The 17667-nt window shown below is 45.9% G+C and carries 15 protein-coding genes, 1 tRNA gene and 1 pseudogene; 14 read left to right on the top strand and 3 right to left on the bottom strand.

What is annotated here, in order from left to right; translation table 11 throughout:
• Positions 1–74: 74 nt before the first annotated feature.
• The 6 genes from SEDOR53_RS0103595 (at position 75) to SEDOR53_RS17035 (ending at position 5430) form a co-directional block, all read left to right on the top strand.
• Positions 75–1445, top strand: a complete 1371-nt coding sequence (locus tag SEDOR53_RS0103595) for a Gfo/Idh/MocA family protein (RefSeq protein ID WP_026768486.1) — start codon at positions 75–77, stop codon at positions 1443–1445.
• A 32-nt stretch (positions 1446–1477) separates the two neighbouring features.
• Positions 1478–2449, top strand: a complete 972-nt coding sequence (locus SEDOR53_RS0103590) for a DUF1080 domain-containing protein (protein WP_026768485.1) — start codon at positions 1478–1480, stop codon at positions 2447–2449.
• 72 nt (positions 2450–2521) lie between these two features.
• Complete coding sequence (locus tag SEDOR53_RS0103585) at positions 2522–3121, top strand: hypothetical protein (RefSeq protein WP_157576685.1); 600 nt, start codon at positions 2522–2524, stop codon at positions 3119–3121.
• A gap of 51 nt (positions 3122–3172) precedes the next feature.
• Entirely contained in the window at positions 3173–4300 is a 1128-nt protein-coding gene (locus tag SEDOR53_RS0103580; RefSeq protein ID WP_026768483.1) for a P1 family peptidase, read from the top strand.
• 7 nt (positions 4301–4307) lie between these two features.
• Positions 4308–5138: an aminotransferase class IV gene (locus SEDOR53_RS0103575; RefSeq protein WP_026768482.1), complete on the top strand. Its 831-nt coding sequence runs from the start codon at positions 4308–4310 to the stop codon at positions 5136–5138.
• A 22-nt stretch (positions 5139–5160) separates the two neighbouring features.
• Positions 5161–5430 (top strand): hypothetical protein, encoded by a 270-nt coding sequence (locus SEDOR53_RS17035; RefSeq protein WP_051416476.1) that lies wholly within the window; start codon positions 5161–5163, stop codon positions 5428–5430.
• A gap of 306 nt (positions 5431–5736) precedes the next feature.
• On the opposite strand, the gene SEDOR53_RS17030 is transcribed toward SEDOR53_RS17035, so the two are convergent.
• Positions 5737–6213 carry a mobile mystery protein B gene (locus SEDOR53_RS17030; RefSeq protein ID WP_051416475.1) on the bottom strand — a complete coding sequence of 159 codons (477 nt, stop codon included), beginning with the start codon at positions 6211–6213 and terminating at the stop codon, positions 5737–5739.
• An 84-nt stretch (positions 6214–6297) separates the two neighbouring features.
• Here SEDOR53_RS17030 and SEDOR53_RS19005 point away from each other — a divergent pair.
• The 3 genes and pseudogenes from SEDOR53_RS19005 to SEDOR53_RS0103545 form a co-directional block, all read left to right on the top strand.
• A pseudogene (locus SEDOR53_RS19005) lies at positions 6298–7364 on the top strand (IS3 family transposase); the annotation flags it as partial.
• Positions 7365–7836: 472 nt separating this feature from the next.
• A complete protein-coding gene (locus SEDOR53_RS0103550) occupies positions 7837–9003 on the top strand; it encodes a HEPN-associated N-terminal domain-containing protein (protein WP_026768480.1) in 1167 nt (388 codons plus the stop codon).
• On the top strand, positions 9000–10025 hold the full coding sequence (locus SEDOR53_RS0103545) for a hypothetical protein (protein ID WP_026768479.1): 1026 nt from the start codon (positions 9000–9002) through the stop codon (positions 10023–10025). Before SEDOR53_RS0103550 ends, SEDOR53_RS0103545 begins: the two co-directional genes overlap by 4 nt.
• Before the next feature lie 160 nt (positions 10026–10185).
• On the opposite strand, the gene SEDOR53_RS0103540 is transcribed toward SEDOR53_RS0103545, so the two are convergent.
• Positions 10186–10259, bottom strand: a tRNA-Ile gene (locus SEDOR53_RS0103540).
• A gap of 52 nt (positions 10260–10311) precedes the next feature.
• Here SEDOR53_RS0103540 and SEDOR53_RS0103535 point away from each other — a divergent pair.
• Complete coding sequence (locus SEDOR53_RS0103535) at positions 10312–10923, top strand: HAD family phosphatase (protein ID WP_026768478.1); 612 nt, start codon at positions 10312–10314, stop codon at positions 10921–10923.
• An 87-nt stretch (positions 10924–11010) separates the two neighbouring features.
• Here the strand turns inward: SEDOR53_RS0103535 and SEDOR53_RS0103530 are convergent, their stop codons facing one another.
• Positions 11011–11244 carry a hypothetical protein gene (locus SEDOR53_RS0103530; RefSeq protein WP_026768477.1) on the bottom strand — a complete coding sequence of 78 codons (234 nt, stop codon included), beginning with the start codon at positions 11242–11244 and terminating at the stop codon, positions 11011–11013.
• Positions 11245–11418: 174 nt separating this feature from the next.
• Here SEDOR53_RS0103530 and SEDOR53_RS0103525 point away from each other — a divergent pair, with 174 nt between their 5' ends.
• The 4 genes from SEDOR53_RS0103525 to SEDOR53_RS0103510 are packed head-to-tail and all read left to right on the top strand — an operon-like array spanning position 11419 to position 17638.
• Entirely contained in the window at positions 11419–11889 is a 471-nt protein-coding gene (locus SEDOR53_RS0103525; protein WP_026768476.1) for a ribosome maturation factor RimP, read from the top strand.
• A gap of 14 nt (positions 11890–11903) precedes the next feature.
• Complete coding sequence (gene nusA, locus SEDOR53_RS0103520; RefSeq protein ID WP_026768475.1) at positions 11904–13154, top strand: transcription termination factor NusA; 1251 nt, start codon at positions 11904–11906, stop codon at positions 13152–13154.
• A gap of 56 nt (positions 13155–13210) precedes the next feature.
• A complete protein-coding gene (gene infB / locus SEDOR53_RS0103515; RefSeq protein ID WP_026768474.1) occupies positions 13211–16174 on the top strand; it encodes a translation initiation factor IF-2 in 2964 nt (987 codons plus the stop codon).
• 57 nt (positions 16175–16231) lie between these two features.
• Positions 16232–17638 carry a peptidylprolyl isomerase gene (locus SEDOR53_RS0103510; protein ID WP_026768473.1) on the top strand — a complete coding sequence of 469 codons (1407 nt, stop codon included), beginning with the start codon at positions 16232–16234 and terminating at the stop codon, positions 17636–17638.
• Positions 17639–17667 lie beyond the last annotated feature (29 nt).

Below are 17667 nucleotides of genomic sequence, written 5' to 3'. Positions count from 1 at the left end.
CTCGATGATTTCGGTGTTTAAATGCGTACGTGTGCTTATCTTTAGAGCACGCGTTGCAAACAAAAAAATACCGTATGAAAAGAGATTACAATCGTCGGGGATTCCTGAAAAATTTATCTATGGCCACCGGTGGCATATTAGCCGGCGGGATGCTGGCACAATCCGCTTCTGCCGCTTATGTTGAGCGCATCAGGCGGGAAATACTGGAAGGCAAAACCTATGGAGCCAATGACAAGATCAACCTGGCACTGATTGGTGCAGGAGGCATGGGTTCGTCAGATACCAATACCGCTTTGAAGGTACCTGGTGTGAAACTGGTGGCCGTTTGCGATCTGTACGATGGCCGGTTGAACGATGCAAAGACCAAATGGGGTAAAGACCTTTTTACTACCAAGCATTACAAAGACATCCTGAACAGGTCAGATGTGGATGCCGTGATCATTGGTACCCCGGATCACTGGCACAAACAAATATCGATAGATGCCATGGCCGCGGGCAAGCATGTGTATTGCGAGAAACCGATGGTACATGGTGTGGATGAAGGTCCCGCCGTGATCGCAGCCCAACAGAAATATAATAGGGTGTTCCAGGTGGGCAGCCAGGGCCTGGCTTCACTGGGTAATGAGAAAGCGCGTGAGCTGTTGAAAGACGGTGCCATTGGTAAGCTGAATTATGCAGAAGGTTTCTGGGCGCGTCGTGCACCGGTAGAAGTATGGCAATACCCCATTCCCGAAGATGCATCAGAGCAAACGGTGGATTGGGAAACTTTCGTAAGCAATACAACCCATCGCCCCTTCGATAAAATGCGTTTTTTCCGCTGGAGAAATTACCGCGATTATGGTACCGCCATGGCGGGCGATCTATTTGTGCACCTGTTCTCGAGCCTGCACTTTATTACCAACTCAGTTGGGCCCGATCATATTTATGCCACCGGCGGATTGCGTTACTGGAACGATGGACGCGAAGTACCGGATGTATTGATCGGCACGTTCGATTACCCCGAAAGAACTGCTCATCCGGGTTTCAACCTCTCATTGCGTTGTAATTTTGTGGATGGCACGAGCGGCACCACTTACCTGCGTTTGATTGGCAGCGAAGGTGCTATGGATGTAGAATGGGATCGTGTTACGTTACGAAGGAATAAGTCTTTCGATTCCCATGATCCTTTCATGGAAGCGCAGCTGGCAAAAGCAGGAAAAAGCCAGGAGACCAGGAAAAAGATGTTGCCTCCCGAATCATTTGTTTTCCAGGCGGAAGAAGGATATAAAGGCGCGCATTACGATCACTTCAATAATTTCTTCACGGCTATCCGTAATAACGGTACGGTAGTGGAAGATGCTGTTTTTGGTTACCGTGCTGCGGCGCCGGCGTTGCTCTGTAATGATAGTTATTACAGCCATAAACCCATTCAATGGGATCCGGTAAATATGAAAACGATAGGATAGTTATTACCCGTTCATTTAAAAATAGTCAAATCATGTACATCAGGAAAAGTATTGTAATTGCATTGATAGGATGGGCCGCTATGGCGCCACAATCATCTGTTCATGCGCAGGTAACTCCCACCAAGACCAACAGCATTGCCGGCGGAGAGCTGGTAGGAAGATGGGATCTTACCGTATTGGAAAATGGAAAAGAAAGGGCTTCTTGGCTGGAGATCGAGATTTCCGGCGTTAAAACCCTTGTGGGCCGATTCGTGGCTTCCGGCGGAAGTGCGAGACCGGTTGCCAAAGTATTATTGAATGGTAACAAGTTCTCTTTTGCCATCCCGCCACAATGGGAGTCGTCAGAGAAAGACATGGTACTGGAAGGAGAACCCACAGCCGAAGGGATCAAAGGAGTGATACATTCCAGCATGGGAAAAGACCTTTCTTTTACCGGCGTAAGGGCGCCGATGCTAACAGAGAAGAAAAAAATTCATTGGGGAAAACCCATCCGCCTGTTCAATGGTAAGGACCTCACCGGATGGACAACAGACAGAGAGAACAACCAATGGATTGTTCAAAACGGGGAATTGATTAGTCCGCATTCCGGCGCCAACATCATTACCAAAGAAAAGTTTCGCGATTTTAAACTGCACATTGAGTTCAAATACAAGAAGAACAGCAACAGTGGTGTGTATTTGAGGGGCCGCTACGAAACACAGATACTCGATAGTGACCCTACTGAACATCCGGGCAGCCATCTTTTTGGCGGCATTTACGGATTCCTCGTGCCTAGTGAAATGGCGGCCATCGGACCTGACCAATGGCAAAGTTATGATATTACATTGGTGGGCAGGATGGTTACGGTGGTTGCGAATGGCAAGACCATCATCTGCAACCAGGAGATACCGGGCATTACCGGCGGTGCGCTGGACAGCAAAGAAGGAGAACCGGGCCCCATTTACCTGCAGGGCGATCATGGTCCGGTGTCTTTTAGAAATATAGTGATCACACCAGGCGAATAAACGGAATCGAATATGCAACGGAATCTGCGATAGCCGGTGTCGTGTATATAAAGAGAGGATAAATCTTATTTTATGTACAGACTATTGTTATCAGTGATGATTATGGCGGTGGCTTGTAATAAAAAAGAAGACTACACAGTACCCAATGGATTTCCCAATCAGGAGGGAAACCATTGGGTATATCGTTTCAGCGGCTATCCGCAAAACACAGATTCAATAGTGGTAGATATTACAAGCACTGCCCGCTTACCCAATGGAGAACCGGCCACTGTTTGGGTTACCCGGTTTGCCAATTTTACCGATACTTCGTATGTAAGTTCCTCACCCGGCGAAGTGGTTTTTTACTTTCCGCCCTGTTACAATTGTATTCCTTCCATGCCTGCACCAAGGTTCAGGTATGTTTTTCCCTTGCAGGTAGGTAACCAATGGTTCGTTACTGCTGGAGGTAACGATACCATCAAAGTGCTTTCACTGGCTTCGATACAGGTAGGGAAGGGCTTTGATGCCTATGTGTTATCCCGTACAAGGCAACCGGGCGGTAATTCTTATACACGGGATACACTTTGGTTCATGCCAGGTGTGGGTATGATCAAACTACACCGGGACGCTTTTAGTTTGGGGCCGTTACCGGGGAATGGCGTATGGGAACTGGCGAGCTACTCGTTAAGATGACGCTTATTCGACAGGTTTTCAACTACCTTTATTACTGGCAACACATGCAATATGAAAGTAGTTACCAATTTCGTTTTCCTGTTCCTTCCTTTAATTTTATCTGCTCAATCTTTTACACATATTCGCGATCTGGGTATACAACCGGGGGTAATGAAACCGGGTGCATTCAATGCGATCACGGATGTTCCGGGTGTAAAAGTGGGTCATACCACGCTGATCAAAGCAGATTCCATTCGAACAGGTGTTACAGCAATCCTCCCGCATGGAGATAATATCTTTCAACAAAAAGTACCGGCTGCAGTATATGCTGGCAATGGATTCGGGAAACTGTCTGGTACCACCCAGGTACAGGAGCTGGGCAATATTGAAACGCCCATTGTGCTTACCAATACACTGGCTGTTGGCACTGCCATGAACGCGGTGGTCGAATATACCCTGCAGCAGAAAGGAAATGAAAATGTACAATCTGTGAATGCTTTAGTGGGTGAAACCAATGACGGCTACCTCAACGATATACGGGGCATGCACATCAAAAAAGAGGACGTGTGGGATGCGTTGAAAAATGCCGCTTCCGGTAAAGTGGCCGAGGGAAATGTAGGTGCAGGAACAGGCACTGTGTGTTATGGTTTTAAAGGAGGTATCGGCACTGCTTCGAGAAAATTACCCGTGAGCCTCGGAGCCTATACGGTGGGTGTATTGGTGCAGACCAATTTTGGTGGTGTATTGCAGGTAGATGGTGTGCCGGTAGGAAAGGAACTGAAACAGTTCTCCTTCAGCAACCAATTGCTAAACAATGTAGATGGTTCCTGTATGATTGTTGTTGCCACCGATGCGCCATTAGACAGCCGCAACCTGGAGCGACTGGCCAAGCGAGCCATGCTGGGATTGGCGCGAACAGGAGGCATTGCCTCCAATGGCAGTGGTGATTATGCCATCGCTTTTTCAACAGACCCGGCTGTACGTGTGCCATACAACAGTGATACTAAGTTGCAGCAGGTGCCATTGCTTAGAAACGAAGATGTAACTGCTTTGTTCCTCGCTGTTATTGAAGCTACAGAAGAAGCGATCTATAATTCACTAACGGCCGCCGAAAGCATGACGGGTAAAGACGGACACAAAATAGAAGCCTTACCGAAAGACGCACTTTTATCGTTATTCAAAAAATATAAACGCCTGTAACAACGCTATGCTTTATTCATCCCTTAATGGTAAAATAGTTCCGGCCGGCGAAGCTGTATTGCAGGTAAATGATATGGCCATCCAGAGAGGATATGGCGTGTTTGATTTTTTTAAAGTGGTCAATGGCAAGCCTGTTTTCCTGGAAGACCATCTCAACAGGCTGTATCGTTCGATAGATGCTTTGCATCTTTCCATCCGGCAAAACAAGGCCGCTTTGAAGCGTGAGATTGAATCACTGGTTAGGAAGAATGCGTTGCCTGAATGTGGCGTGCGCATTACAGTTACAGGCGGTTATGCTTCCGATGGATATTCTATTGTTGAACCCAATTGTATCATTACTGTCCAGTCTTTGCAGCTATCCCGTACTATCGACCAGGGTATTGCTTTGATGACGTACGAACACCTCAGGCAATTACCAGGAGTGAAGACCATCGATTACTTAATGGCGGTCTCTTTGCAATCATTCATGAAATCGAAAGGGGCGCAGGATATCTTGTATTACAGTAATGATATGGTTACTGAATGCCCCAGGTCTAATTTTTTTATTGTGAATAAGGATGGCGTACTGCAAACACCTGCTTATAATGTATTAGAAGGCGTTACCCGGAAAAAAATATTGGATATAGCTAAGGCACAGGGGCTGGAAGCAGAGGAAACAATGCTAACCCCGGATGATGTTTTCAATGCAAAGGAGGCTTTTATTACCAGTACCACCAAGCATATTTTGCCCGTATGGCAAATCGATGGAAAAAAGATAGGCAGCGGAACAACGGGTAAGCTTACCCGTCAATTAAGTGAAAGCCTGATCCGCCTGGTGTTTGATGCTGTCTCCTGCTGATAAGAAAAATCTAATAAGTTCTATGAAATCTATCTTCAACACAACCGACAGGAATGAAATCATCAGCAGGATCAGCTCGCTGGGCCCCAACAATCATGCACAATGGGGAACCATGACCACCGGGCAAATGCTCAGGCATTGTATTTTATGCGAAGAGTATTATATGGGTAAGATCGCTGTAAAGCGCTCCTTATTAGGCCAGGTATTGGGAAAAATAGCCATTAAGGCAATATTGAAAGAGGGAGCGATTAGAAAGGGAGCAATTGGGGCAATTCATCTATATACATTGTAATCACCACCTCAAACAATTCGGCGTATAGCGGCAGTATTTGCATTAAACTTTTTTTAATAAAACGGGTTGCCAACCCCTACTTTCTAATTTTTGTAATTATTATTCTACCGATGGCTAAACGTACAAAAGAGAAGGAGTTATTGTCTTTCTATATAATCGAGTATCGTCTAGAGAAAAAACCTTTTCGACTTTTAATTTTAACGCGGCCTTTTTCTGTAAAGTATATTAATCCTTTACAGGCATTAGAACGTATTTTTCTTATCAATGATAATTTCAGTCATAGGGCAAAAGTTAGCCTAGCTTTCGTTATGATCTTGCAAATTGTATCAAAGGATTCACATCACCCTTATCTGCAGATTTTAGCGCGTTCAAATAGGGTTCTCTTGTAGCATCTTTTTTTGCCAGTTCGGCCGCACCCCAACTGAAAGGCTCTGCTTTTTTATAAACTCGGAAAATAAGAAGATCGGCCATCAACCGGCTATGACGGCCATTACCATTGGGGAAACAATGAATGCTTACCAGGCAGTGTTTCAAACGAATGGCAATTTCATCCGGGCTATACACATCATTTTTTACCCAATAATGCGCATCATCCAACAAGTATTTTAATTCTGTTGACACTTCCCATTTATCTACCCCAATATTTTTATTGGTTTTGCGAAACTCACCCGCCCATTTCCAAACATCGCTATACATTTTACGGTGTACTTCCTTTACAAAGCCTTCCGTAAAAAATTTATCGAACGTAATATTACGTCCCCAATAAAATTGAAGCCTTATCATTTTTTGACCTCTCCCCAAAAAACCGGGCATACATAAAGTAGAGAATCGGGCCAAAATTGCGTAACTTTTAAAAGCAATACGGCCATGAAAAAGACAAAATTTACCGAGCAGCAAATTGCCTTCGCGCTCAAGCAAGCCGATACAGGCACACGGGTGGATGAGGTTTGTCGTAAGATAGGCATTTCAGAAGCGACCTTTTACAACTGGAAGAAAAAGTATAGTGGTCTTGGGGTGTCTGAACTTCGGCGGCTGCGCCAGTTGGAAGAAGAGAACTACCGCTTAAAGCAGATAGTGGCAGACCTGACCCTGGATAAGCAGATGCTTCAGGACGTGTTAAAAAAAAATCCCTGAAGCTGCGACAGCTTAAAGTATGTGTTCAGCGACTGCGTGATCAATATCGTGTGTCTGTTCAACGTGCCTGCAAAGTGGTATGCATGCATCGCTCGGGTTGGTATTATAAAGCGCATAGAAGGCCTGATGGTCCATTGAGACAAAGGATTAAAGAGATTGCAGCTGTTCGTGTCCGATATGGTCTATGGCGGATTTTTATGGTTCTTNGAAGAGAAGGATGGAAGGACGGCGCTAACCGCGTGTACCGGATTTACAAGGAAGAAGGATTGAATTTAAGAAGTAANCGCCCCAGGCGCAACAAAGCAGCCGCCCATCGGCTGGAACGAGTGGAAAACAACAGTTTAAACCAATGTTGGAGCATGGATTTCGTTTCAGATAATCTCTTTAATGGCAACCGGTTCCGATGCTTAACTGTAGTGGATAATTTTAGTCGCTTTTGTCAGGCGATACGAGTGGGAAAGTCGTTAAAAGGAACAGACGTCGTGGAAGTAATGGAAGCGCTGAAAAAACAAAATCAACTCGTTCCGGAAAGAATCCAGGTNGATAACGGAAGTGAGTTTATCAGTAAGGATCTGGATAAATGGGCATATGAAAACAAAGTCACTTTGGATTATTCCCGACCTGGAAAGCCCACTGACAATCCATTCATCGAGTCCTTTAACGGATCATTCCGCGATGAATGCTTAAATACGCACTGGTTCCTATCTCTGGAGGATGCTTATGAGAAAATAAGTGGNTGGGTAGCGGAATATAATCACTATCGACCGCACAGTTCTTTAAATGGTAAGACGCCTGCTGAAGTAGTAGATGAACAACTGATAAAACAATCAAAAGAGCGAAAGGAAAAAAACATACCCAAGGTTCCTCTTCATGAAGGGATGTATTTTGCAGCTACAGAAAATCTGTCGGCTTCACCGGAAAATACATACCTTCATAAAGAGTTTTTTTATCCTTCAAACAGTCTGAATTCTCCAACTTAGGGATGCCCGAAATCCGGAGGGAGGTCAAAAACAACAAAAAGTCTAAATTAGCGATGTCCTAAAAATGATAAGGCTTCAAAAATGATAAGGCTTCACGATCAACTCTCCAAAATGGGCGGCTCTTTGCATTGTCTTAGTTATACTTTTTAACCTCGCAGAGAAGGATTCTAGGATTTCTGGGGAGTGATTCAATTTTCTGGCTGGTTTAGCGTATAATCTGATAATTTTATTTATTCAATATTGATTTTAGATTGATCGTCATGCGAATTTATAACGATAAAGTACAACATAAATGAGCGGAGTTGACCAAGAACAACAAGATTTATGGACTAGAGGATTGAGCGGACTAAAAGATACTTTTGTATGTTCCTCACATATCCATGAATCCGCTATTATCAATTTCATAAAAAGAAATTCAAAAAAGGGGAATTGCAGTTACTGTAAGCGTTCAAAAAATGTAATTCCCTTCGAGAGATTGATGTTTTTCATGATGGAAGGCATTATGAATTTTTACGAAGATGCTGCAGAGTTTATGTCTTATGATTCAAGTGAAGGAGGCTATTTGGGAGAGACATACACTCAATGGGAACTTATAAATGACGAAATCGCTTTAGAAATCGACAATTATCAATTAAATGAAGACATAATAGATTGCATTGATGACAGAGCGTGGAGCGAGCCTAATAGATATTATGACAGTGACAGTGAAATATTAGTTTATCATTGTGACTATTTTAAAGACGTAACTAAACATAAATCTAGATACCTATTTGGTCGCAGCGACAATTTCAAAAGTTTTTCATACAATCAAAATGCCTATGATATTTTAGATGAAATTGGCTCAAAAGTGAAAGAGTTTGGGTTAATTAAACACATATCTCAAAAAGTAGAGTTATTTCGATGCAGACAACATAGCAAAACAGAAAAGATTTTCACAGCCTCGCAAATAGCATCACCTCCTGATGAATATGCATTGTACCCCAATAGAATGAGTCCTGCAGGAATATCAATGTTCTACTGTGCATTTAACAGTGACACAGCAATAGCAGAAACCTTGGACACATCCAATAAAGACAAAGATCACTTCACTGTTGTGACCTTTAAGCCTGAAAGAGTTCTAAGTGTAATAGATTTTAGTGATTTGCCCGTTCCTCCAAGTATATTTGACCTGGAAAATTTCAAAGACTATTATTCAACGAGGTTCCTAAAAAACTTCGTCGCCGACATTTCGCAAACTATCAAACGAGATGGGAAAGAGCATATAGATTATGTCCCAACACAAATTGTAACTGAATATTTTAGGTACATTTTTGACGGAGAAACAAAAATTGATGGACTAATTTATCCATCGGCAAAAATTAAGAACTCAAAATGTTGTGTATTATTTTTTGACAGCAAGCAATCACTGAAAGAGTTAAAATTTATGCCATTAAGTTTAGTTAAAAAAGCCATCGTATGACTTGTAAATTTTGCCAAAAAAGGGAAGCTGATAAAAAAAATACTCATTATTTGACTGATGGTATAATAAGGTCTTGCTTAAACGAAGATGGGGCTAATGTCAGAGAGAAAGGATATATGTTTGAGGTTTCCAATTCAACACCATTTATCGACTTTAATTTTCAGAGAGAAACTTCTCAAAATTCAATTTTGGAGGCATTAGGAAGAGAGCCGACCGAAGAAGAGATTGCCAATGCGAAACAAATTGCTTATTCGGTTGACTATGTTTTTTGTAGGACTTGTGAAGGATTCTTTACGGAAATTGAAGAGCAATTCAGTCAAACTATTTTGCCCAGATTAAGAGGCAACGATTTAACTGGAACAAGTGAATTATCATTTCCAGAGAAAACTATTATGCGCCAATTTTTCCTTTTACAAGTTTGGCGTACATCAATTTGCGACCCAATATTCAATATTCCTCCAGCACTTCAAAATGAATTAAGAGAAATACTATTTGACAAGGATATTTCAGAGCAAAGAATTAATGCAATACCATTAAATGTAACCTATCTGAATACTTTAGGTGACGACTTTGAATACACAAAAAATTTGGTAGGTATTGGTATTATTGATGGCAACTATGTGATATTTTTTAATGATTTTACTATTCAAGTGTTCGAAAATGAAGCATCCATAAAATATGTAGACATATATGGCATAAATGCAAAGGATACCTTTAATCATTTTACTAACCGAAACGAAGAAAGCTTTATAATAAAAGTTATTAACAACACTGAAAGGATTGAAGTTTCCAATGCATACTTTCGACAAGAAAAAGTAGAAAAGCAATTGAACTTTTATAAAGAAATATTTCAAAAACAATGTTTGGCTTCATTTGGACAAATGCCCTCAGAGCGATTGACCGCAGCATTTATAAATGGCATCATACATGACAAAGATTGTACTGATGCTACAAGGTATACGGCGGACAGAATTTTAAAATATTCTTATTCATTTTTTGAAAGACTATATAACTACCGCTAATATCGACGTTTAAAATTTAGGGGAGAGTCTAGTCCATCGACAGTTGCAATTATCACCCGGAAAATAATTTTATTTATAAATATTATAGACAACCAAATAGACAACTATATCTATAAAATCGAAAAAGTGCCGGAAAACCCGGCACTCTCGCGAAATTTTGTGGGCCCACCAGGGCATGATCCTGGGACCCCCTGATTATGAGTCAGGTGCTCTAACCAACTGAGCTATAGGCCCTGATCTTTCGATCTTGGGCGGCAAAAATAGAGAAATAAGGGATATTTGCCGCATGCAAACGAAAAATATCATCTTCGACTTCGGCGGCGTTTTCCTCAACCTCGATTTCTCGCTGACAGAAAAAGCATTCAGGAACCTGAGCGTACCCCAATTCAACGCCATGTTCACCCAACACCATTCGCACGACCTGTTCCTGAACCTCGAAACCGGCAAAATTTCGCCACAGGAATTCTATGATGACTTCCGCAAAGAAACCGGCACCAACCTCACCGATGAACAAATTCGTGATGCCTGGAATGCACTGCTGCTCGATTTTCCGCAAGAACGCGTGACCTGGCTGGAAGCCATCGGCAAAAGATATAACGTCTACCTCTTTTCCAACACCAACCAGATCCATTACGATCATTTCATAGCCGATTTCAGTAAAAACAACAATGGGCGCGATTTCAACAGCTTCTTCATCAAAGCGTATTACTCGCATGAGCTGGGCCTCAGAAAACCTGATCTTGAATCTTTCGAAGCGATCATTAAAGCAGAAAAGCTGAACCCTGCTGAAACCGTTTTTATAGACGATACCTACAAAAACATAGAAGGGGCACAAAAAACGGGTCTGCAAACCATTCACTTGGCGGCGCCTAAAACTGTGCTGGAACTGGGACTATAAGTATGGAAAATAGTTGGTTGAAAGTTTTGTGAGATCCTTCGGCTGCGCTCGGGATGACGAACAAATCAGAATCGGGATGACGGGTAACTATTTCTTTACCTCTTCAAACTCAATATAATCCTCACCTACCGAAGGCTTTGAAGAAGAAGTCCGCTGCTGGCTCTGCGCCTGTTGCTGTCTCGCCGCTTCCTCCTGCTGGCGCTGCATCTCCTGCAACTTCTCCCGCACCTGGCTGCTGGCCTTGCTCACCGGTATGGCAAAGTCAAAAATGAACCGGTATACGATGTAAATGATGAAACCGTAAACTAATATCTTGAACATGGGGCAACAAAGTTAAACCATTAAAACCAAGCCCCAGCCACCAAAAAGTTAAAACCCCTTAACGCCAAAAATTTGGAATATACACCTGCAATACACTACATTTGCACTCGGAAATGAACAACAGAAGGGAACGGACACCGTTCCCTTCTCCTTTTTACATACCCGAAGAAATTAATGGCAAACGAAACAGCAATAGAAAAAATAGAGCAACTTACCGACCAAGTGCTGGCCGGCGAACCCGCCTATTTCCGTGTGGCAGTGAAAATAAAACCCACCAACAACGTAAAAGTATTCATCGACGGCGACCAGGGCATCGCCATAGAGAAATGCGTGCAGTTCAACCGGAAACTCTACAAACTCATAGAAGAAACCGGTATGTACCCCGAAGGAGAATTCTCCCTCGAACTCTCTTCACCCGGCGTAGACGAGCCCCTGAAACTCCAACGCCAGTATGTAAAAAACATCGGCCGCCAGGTAGAAATACTTTTTACCGATGGCACACAGAAAGAAGGCAAACTGCTGGAAGTGGCCGAAGCCGATATCATAATAGAACATACCGAGGGCAAAGGCAAAAAAGCGGTGACCCAACAATTGGTAATACCATTCAATAACATAAAAACTACAACAGTTCAAGTCAAATTCTAATAAAATTCAGAGCTATGGCCAGTATTAACCTGATTGAAGCATTCCAGGAATTCAAAGACGCAGAGAATATAGACCGTCCCACGATGATGAAAGTGGTGGAAGACGTTTTCAAAACCCTCCTGCGCAAGAAATACGGAAGCGACGATAATTTCGATGTGATCGTGAACGCGGAAAAAGGTGACCTTGAGATCATCCGCCGCCGCATGATCGTGGAAGACGGTGAAGTGGAAAACCCCCTGGCCGAAGTGGCCTATACCGAAGCCACCAAAATTGAACCTGACTTCGAAGTAGGTGAAGAATTGTACGAAGAAGTAGACATTCTCGATTTCGGCCGCCGCGCCATCCTGGCCGCCAAACAAACCCTGGCCAGCCGCATCAGCGACCTGAAAAAGAACGTGCTCATTAAAAAATACGGCGACCGCGTAGGTGAGATCATCAGCGCCGAAGTGTACCAGGTTTGGAAAAAAGAAGTGCTCCTGCTCGATGAAGAAGGCAACGAGCTTATCCTGCCCAAATCGGAACAGATCCCGCAAGACTACTTCAAAAAAGGCGAGAACATCCGCGCCGTGGTAGCCCGCGTAGACCTCAAGAACAATACGCCGGTGATCATCCTATCGAGGACCAGTCCGCTGTTCCTGGCCAAACTGCTGGAGATTGAAGTACCCGAGATCTTCGACGGCCTCATCGCCATCAAAAAGATCGTACGCGACCCCGGGGAGCGCGCCAAAGTGGCCGTAGAATCTTACGACGACCGCATAGACCCCGTAGGCGCCTGCGTGGGTATGAAAGGTAGCCGTATCCACGGTATTGTACGTGAACTGAAGAATGAAAATATAGACGTAATCAACTATACCAGCAACATACAGCTGCTCATCCAGCGCTCGCTTACGCCCGCCAAGATCAGCTTCATGGAGCTGGACAACGAAAAAAAGCACGCCGAAGTGTACCTCAAGGCCGACCAGGTATCCCTGGCCATCGGTCGCCGGGGCGTAAACATAAAGTTGGCCTGCGAATTGACGGGTTATGAGATCGATGTGTTCCGCGAAGACGAAGAAGTGACCGACGAGTTCGATATCGACCTCGATGAATTCAGCGATGAGATCGAATCCTGGATCATCGACGAATTCAAACGCATCGGTTGCGATACCGCTCGCAGCGTGCTCAAACTAACACCCGAAGAACTGGAAAGAAGAACAGACCTGGAAAAAGAAACCATCACAGACGTAAGAAGAATATTACAGGAAGAATTCGACAGAGAAGAATAAGCTCCTCATTAGAAGCTATATTTGCCGAAGTCTTTCGAAGACCATAAAAACACTGAATGTCAGAACTGAAATTACCGAGACTGTTACAAGCCGCCAAGGAATTCAACATTGGCCAGGATACCCTGGTCGAGTTCCTGGTGAAAAAAGGATTTAACCGCGACGACCTGAAGCCCACCGCCAAGCTCCTGGAAGACCAATACTATGCCCTGCAGGCAGAGTTCCAGAGCGATAAAGTGGCCAAGAACAAAGCCGACCAGGTAGAAATACCCAAAGCGGCCCAGGGAGAAGCTAAGAAAAGGAAAGACGAAGAAGAGATCAGCTTTAAGAAAGAAGAGAAGAAGCCGGCAGTCAAAGAAGAAAAACCGGCAACTGAAGAACCTGCGGTAGCAGAACCGGTAGCACCCGCTCCGCCCCCTGCCGCTAAACCGGAACCGGTAGCAGAAACACCCGCTTCAGAAGACAACAACCATGTGAAGATAGAAGCGCCCGAAATCGAAGCGCCGAAAGTCATCAACAAAATAGACCTCTCCGCCATTGACTCTTCTACCCGCCCCAAAAAAGCGGCGCCCAGGAAAAAAGAAGAGCATCCGGCAGAAGAAGCTGCTCCGGCCGCCGAGGCCAAACAACCGGCTCCCAAAGAAGAGCCCGTTGCACCGGCAGCACCTAAACCAGAGCCGGTTGCCAAGCAGGAGCCTGTTGTAACACTAGCAGCGCCCCCGCCGCAAGCAACACCGGCAGGAGAAGCCGGCCCCGTGATCGAGAACATCCGCGCCGAAAAACTGGAAGGTCCCAAGATCCTGGGTAAGATAGAACTGCCTGTGAACAGCGATACCCGTCCCAAGCCCATGGCCCGCGACGAGAAACGTAAACGCAAGCGTATACCCATCGATAAAAAACCGGGCGACCAGCCGCAAGGGCAAGGTCAGGGCCAGGGTGGTCAGCGACCTCCGTTCCAGGGCAACAGGCCCGGTGGCGGTCCCGGTCAGAATCGTGGCCCGCAACAGGGCGGAGGCTTCAACCGCGATAACCGCGGCGGTCCGCAAAGAGGCGGCAACCGCAGCAACGACAGGAATCCGCGCAGGACGCCCGTAGAAGACAAAGAGATAGACCAGAAAGCCATACAGGAAAAGATCCGCGAAACGCAGGCCAAGCTGGCCGGTTCCGGCGGTCGTGGTAAGAGCCTCAAAGCCAAATACCGCCGCGCCAAACGCGACGAAGCCGCTGAAGCCATGGGCGAATCCGCGGAAGACAACAAGCTGCAGGTAACGGAATTCATTACCGTAAGCGAGCTGGCCAACCTCATGGACGTAAGTTTTGCCGAAGTGATCGGAAAATGTATGAACCTGGGTATCATGGTATCCATCAACCAACGCCTCGACGCGGAAGTGATTGAACTGGTGGCCAGTGAATTCGGTTTCGAAGTGGAATTCATAGGTATGGACGATGCACAGGAAATGGAAGAGGAAGACGATGAAGATGATGAGGAAGACCGCGTAACACGTGCTCCCATTGTTACCATCATGGGTCACGTAGACCACGGTAAGACTTCACTGCTCGACTATATCCGAAATGCCAACGTGGTAGCCGGTGAAGCCGGTGGTATCACCCAGCACATTGGCGCCTACGAGGTAACCCTGCCCAACGGCAAAGCCATCACTTTCCTCGATACGCCGGGTCACGAAGCGTTTACCGCCATGCGTGCCCGCGGTGCCAAAGTAACCGACATTGCCATCATTGTAGTAGCGGCCGACGACGCCGTGATGCCGCAGACCAAGGAAGCCATCAGCCACGCACAGGCTGCCGGCGTACCCATGATCTTTGCGGTGAACAAAATAGACAAAGACGGGGCCAATCCGCAGAAAATATACGAGCAACTCTCGCAAATGAACATCCTGGTAGAAGCCTGGGGCGGTAAGTTCCAGAACCAGGAGCTCTCTGCCAAACAGGGACTCAATGTAGACCTGCTGCTCGAAAAAGTATTGCTCGAAGCAGAACTGCTCGACCTCAAAGCCAACCCCGACCGCGAAGCCGCCGGTACCATCATCGAAGCATCGCTCGATAAAGGACGTGGTTATGTGGCCACCATATTGGTGCAGAACGGAACCTTACGCCAGGGCGATTTGATCGTTTCCGGACAGCACTATGGCCGTGTGAAAGCGATGTTCAACGAACGTAACCAGCGTATCGAAGAAGCGCCGCCATCCACACCGGTAGTGATACTGGGCTTGAACGGTGCGCCGCAGGCGGGTGAGAAATTCAAAGTGTATGAAGATGAGGCCGATGCCAAAGAAGTGGCAACCAAGCGCGCCCAGATCCTGCGCGAGCAGGGACTGAGAGCGAGAAAACACATCACGCTCGATGAGATCGGACGTCGTCTGGCACTGGGTAACTTCAAGGAGCTCAACATCATTATCAAAGGTGATGTGGACGGTTCGGTGGAAGCCCTGAGCGACTCCTTGCAGAAACTCTCCAACGAAGAGATCGCCGTGCGCGTGGTACACAAAGCAGTAGGACAGATATCCGAAAGCGATGTACTGCTGGCCACTGCATCAGACGCCATCATCATCGGCTTTAACGTGCGACCTTCCATGCAGGCCAACAGGCTGGCAGAAACAGAAGGTGTACAGATCAAACTATACTCCATCATCTATACCGCCATCGACGAGATCAAGAGCGCGATGGAGGGTATGCTGGAACCCAAATACCAGGAAAAGATCGTGGCCAACGTGGAAGTACGCGAAGTGTACAAGTTCGACAAAGCCACCGTGGCCGGTTGTTATGTGCTCGAAGGAAAGATCAGCCGCAACAGCAAGATCCGCATCATCCGCGACGGTATCGTGGAATACCCCAAAGGCGAAGGACAGAGCGCCGAGCTGGGCAGCCTGAAACGTTTCAAGGACGATGTGAAAGAAGTGGTATCCAACATGGAGTGCGGTTTAACCATCAAGAACTACAACGATATCAAGGTAGGCGACATCGTAGAAGCATTTGAAGAAGAAGAAGTGAAGCGTACCCTGTAATAGCTTTTACATTTTCTTAAGAACCCGATAACCTACATTTGACCCACATTGAAACTTATGAAGAAGGCAATTCTATTGGTATTGTTGATTGGAGGCGGGCTGGGCATGAACCCATCTGTTCAGGCCCAGACCAAAAAAGTGCTGGCCGACAAGATCGTGGGGCAGGTGGGTGATAAGATCATCCTCCGCTCGGATGTGATCAATGCCGTGGCCGACGCCAAAAGGCAAACCCAGGGTCAGGATCATGTGATATTGCCTACTGAATGCCAGGTACTGGAAGGTTTCCTGATCAGGAAAGCGATGGTATTGCAGGCCCAGAAAGATTCACTCCCGGTTTCGGATGAAGAAATAGAATCTGCTATGGACCTGCGCATACGCAGGCTCATCATGGAATACGGATCGAAAGACGTGCTGGAAGAAATTGCCGGCAAAACCGTTTACCAGATCAAGGAAGACAATAAAGAAGCCATCAAGGAAGGCAAGCTGGCAGATGCCATGCAGGCCAAGATCGTAGACAATGTGAAGATCACGCCTACAGAAGTAAAAGCATACTATAATAAGACGCCCAAAGACAGCCTGCCCTATTACGAAAGTGAGATAGAGATCAGCCAGGTTGTAGTGCACCCGAAAGCCAATAAAGACGTGGAAGATTATGTGGCGAAGCAGATGTATGATTACAAGAAGCAGATCGAAGCCGGTACGCAGAAGATAGACCAGCTGGCCAAACTGTATTCCGAAGACCCGGCCGTGAAAGACAACGGCGGACAATACACCCTCAACCGCAACGATAAGAACTGGGATCCCGCTTTCATGGCAGCCGCATTCAGGCTCAAGGAAGGACAGGTATCACCGGTGGTAAAATCGAAATTCGGACTGCACATCATTCAAATGATCAGCCGCTCCGGGGATGAAGCAGTTGTTAAACACATACTGCGCATTCCACCGGTAACCGATGAAGAGATCACAGAAGCCAAACACAAGCTCGATACCATCCGCACCAAACTGGTGGCCGGCACCATGAGTTTTGGTGAAGCCGTAAGCAAATACAGCGATGATGAGAACAGCAAATACAGCGCAGGTTCTATCACTGCACAGGATGGCTCCGGCTCTACTTTCCTGCGTATTGACCAGATTGAGGATAAAGACCTGGTAGCCGCACTCAGAACCCTGAAGCCCGGCCAGTTTTCACAACCCCAGGTATATACCGACGACCGCAATCGCCGCGTGGTAAGGATCCTATACCTGAAGACCCGTACCGAAGCCCACCGCGAAAACCTGAAAGAAGATTATGACCGCGTAGCCAAGCGCGCGCTGGCCGAAAAGAAACAGGAGGTGCTGGAAAAATGGTTCAAAGAACACATTCCTACTTATTATGTAGCCATCGACGGCGATTTTGCCAGTTGCAGCGGTCTAGACGAATGGCGCAAAGCGGCCGACAGAACCCATTCCGCAGTAAAGAATTAATGCACTAAATCATTGAGATACAATCCCGC

This window comes from Asinibacterium sp. OR53, from assembly GCF_000515315.1.
GTDB lineage: Bacteria > Bacteroidota > Bacteroidia > Chitinophagales > Chitinophagaceae > Sediminibacterium.
This window is presented reverse-complemented; position numbering and strand designations above follow the sequence as displayed.

Excerpts from the sequence above, each read along its gene's own strand:
- SEDOR53_RS0103595 (WP_026768486.1), top strand. The coding sequence starts at position 75 with ATGAAAAGAGATTACAATCGTCGGGGATTCCTGAAAAATTTATCTATG.
- SEDOR53_RS0103590 (WP_026768485.1), top strand. The coding sequence starts at position 1,478 with ATGTACATCAGGAAAAGTATTGTAATTGCATTGATAGGATGGGCCGCT.
- SEDOR53_RS0103585 (WP_157576685.1), top strand. The coding sequence starts at position 2,522 with ATGTACAGACTATTGTTATCAGTGATGATTATGGCGGTGGCTTGTAAT.
- SEDOR53_RS0103580 (WP_026768483.1), top strand. The coding sequence starts at position 3,173 with ATGAAAGTAGTTACCAATTTCGTTTTCCTGTTCCTTCCTTTAATTTTA.
- SEDOR53_RS0103575 (WP_026768482.1), top strand. The coding sequence starts at position 4,308 with ATGCTTTATTCATCCCTTAATGGTAAAATAGTTCCGGCCGGCGAAGCT.
- SEDOR53_RS17035 (WP_051416476.1), top strand. The coding sequence starts at position 5,161 with ATGAAATCTATCTTCAACACAACCGACAGGAATGAAATCATCAGCAGG.
- SEDOR53_RS17030 (WP_051416475.1), bottom strand. The coding sequence starts at position 6,213 with ATGATAAGGCTTCAATTTTATTGGGGACGTAATATTACGTTCGATAAA.
- SEDOR53_RS0103550 (WP_026768480.1), top strand. The coding sequence starts at position 7,837 with ATGAGCGGAGTTGACCAAGAACAACAAGATTTATGGACTAGAGGATTG.
- SEDOR53_RS0103545 (WP_026768479.1), top strand. The coding sequence starts at position 9,000 with ATGACTTGTAAATTTTGCCAAAAAAGGGAAGCTGATAAAAAAAATACT.
- SEDOR53_RS0103535 (WP_026768478.1), top strand. The coding sequence starts at position 10,312 with ATGCAAACGAAAAATATCATCTTCGACTTCGGCGGCGTTTTCCTCAAC.
- SEDOR53_RS0103530 (WP_026768477.1), bottom strand. The coding sequence starts at position 11,244 with ATGTTCAAGATATTAGTTTACGGTTTCATCATTTACATCGTATACCGG.
- SEDOR53_RS0103525 (WP_026768476.1), top strand. The coding sequence starts at position 11,419 with ATGGCAAACGAAACAGCAATAGAAAAAATAGAGCAACTTACCGACCAA.
- nusA (WP_026768475.1), top strand. The coding sequence starts at position 11,904 with ATGGCCAGTATTAACCTGATTGAAGCATTCCAGGAATTCAAAGACGCA.
- infB (WP_026768474.1), top strand. The coding sequence starts at position 13,211 with ATGTCAGAACTGAAATTACCGAGACTGTTACAAGCCGCCAAGGAATTC.
- SEDOR53_RS0103510 (WP_026768473.1), top strand. The coding sequence starts at position 16,232 with ATGAAGAAGGCAATTCTATTGGTATTGTTGATTGGAGGCGGGCTGGGC.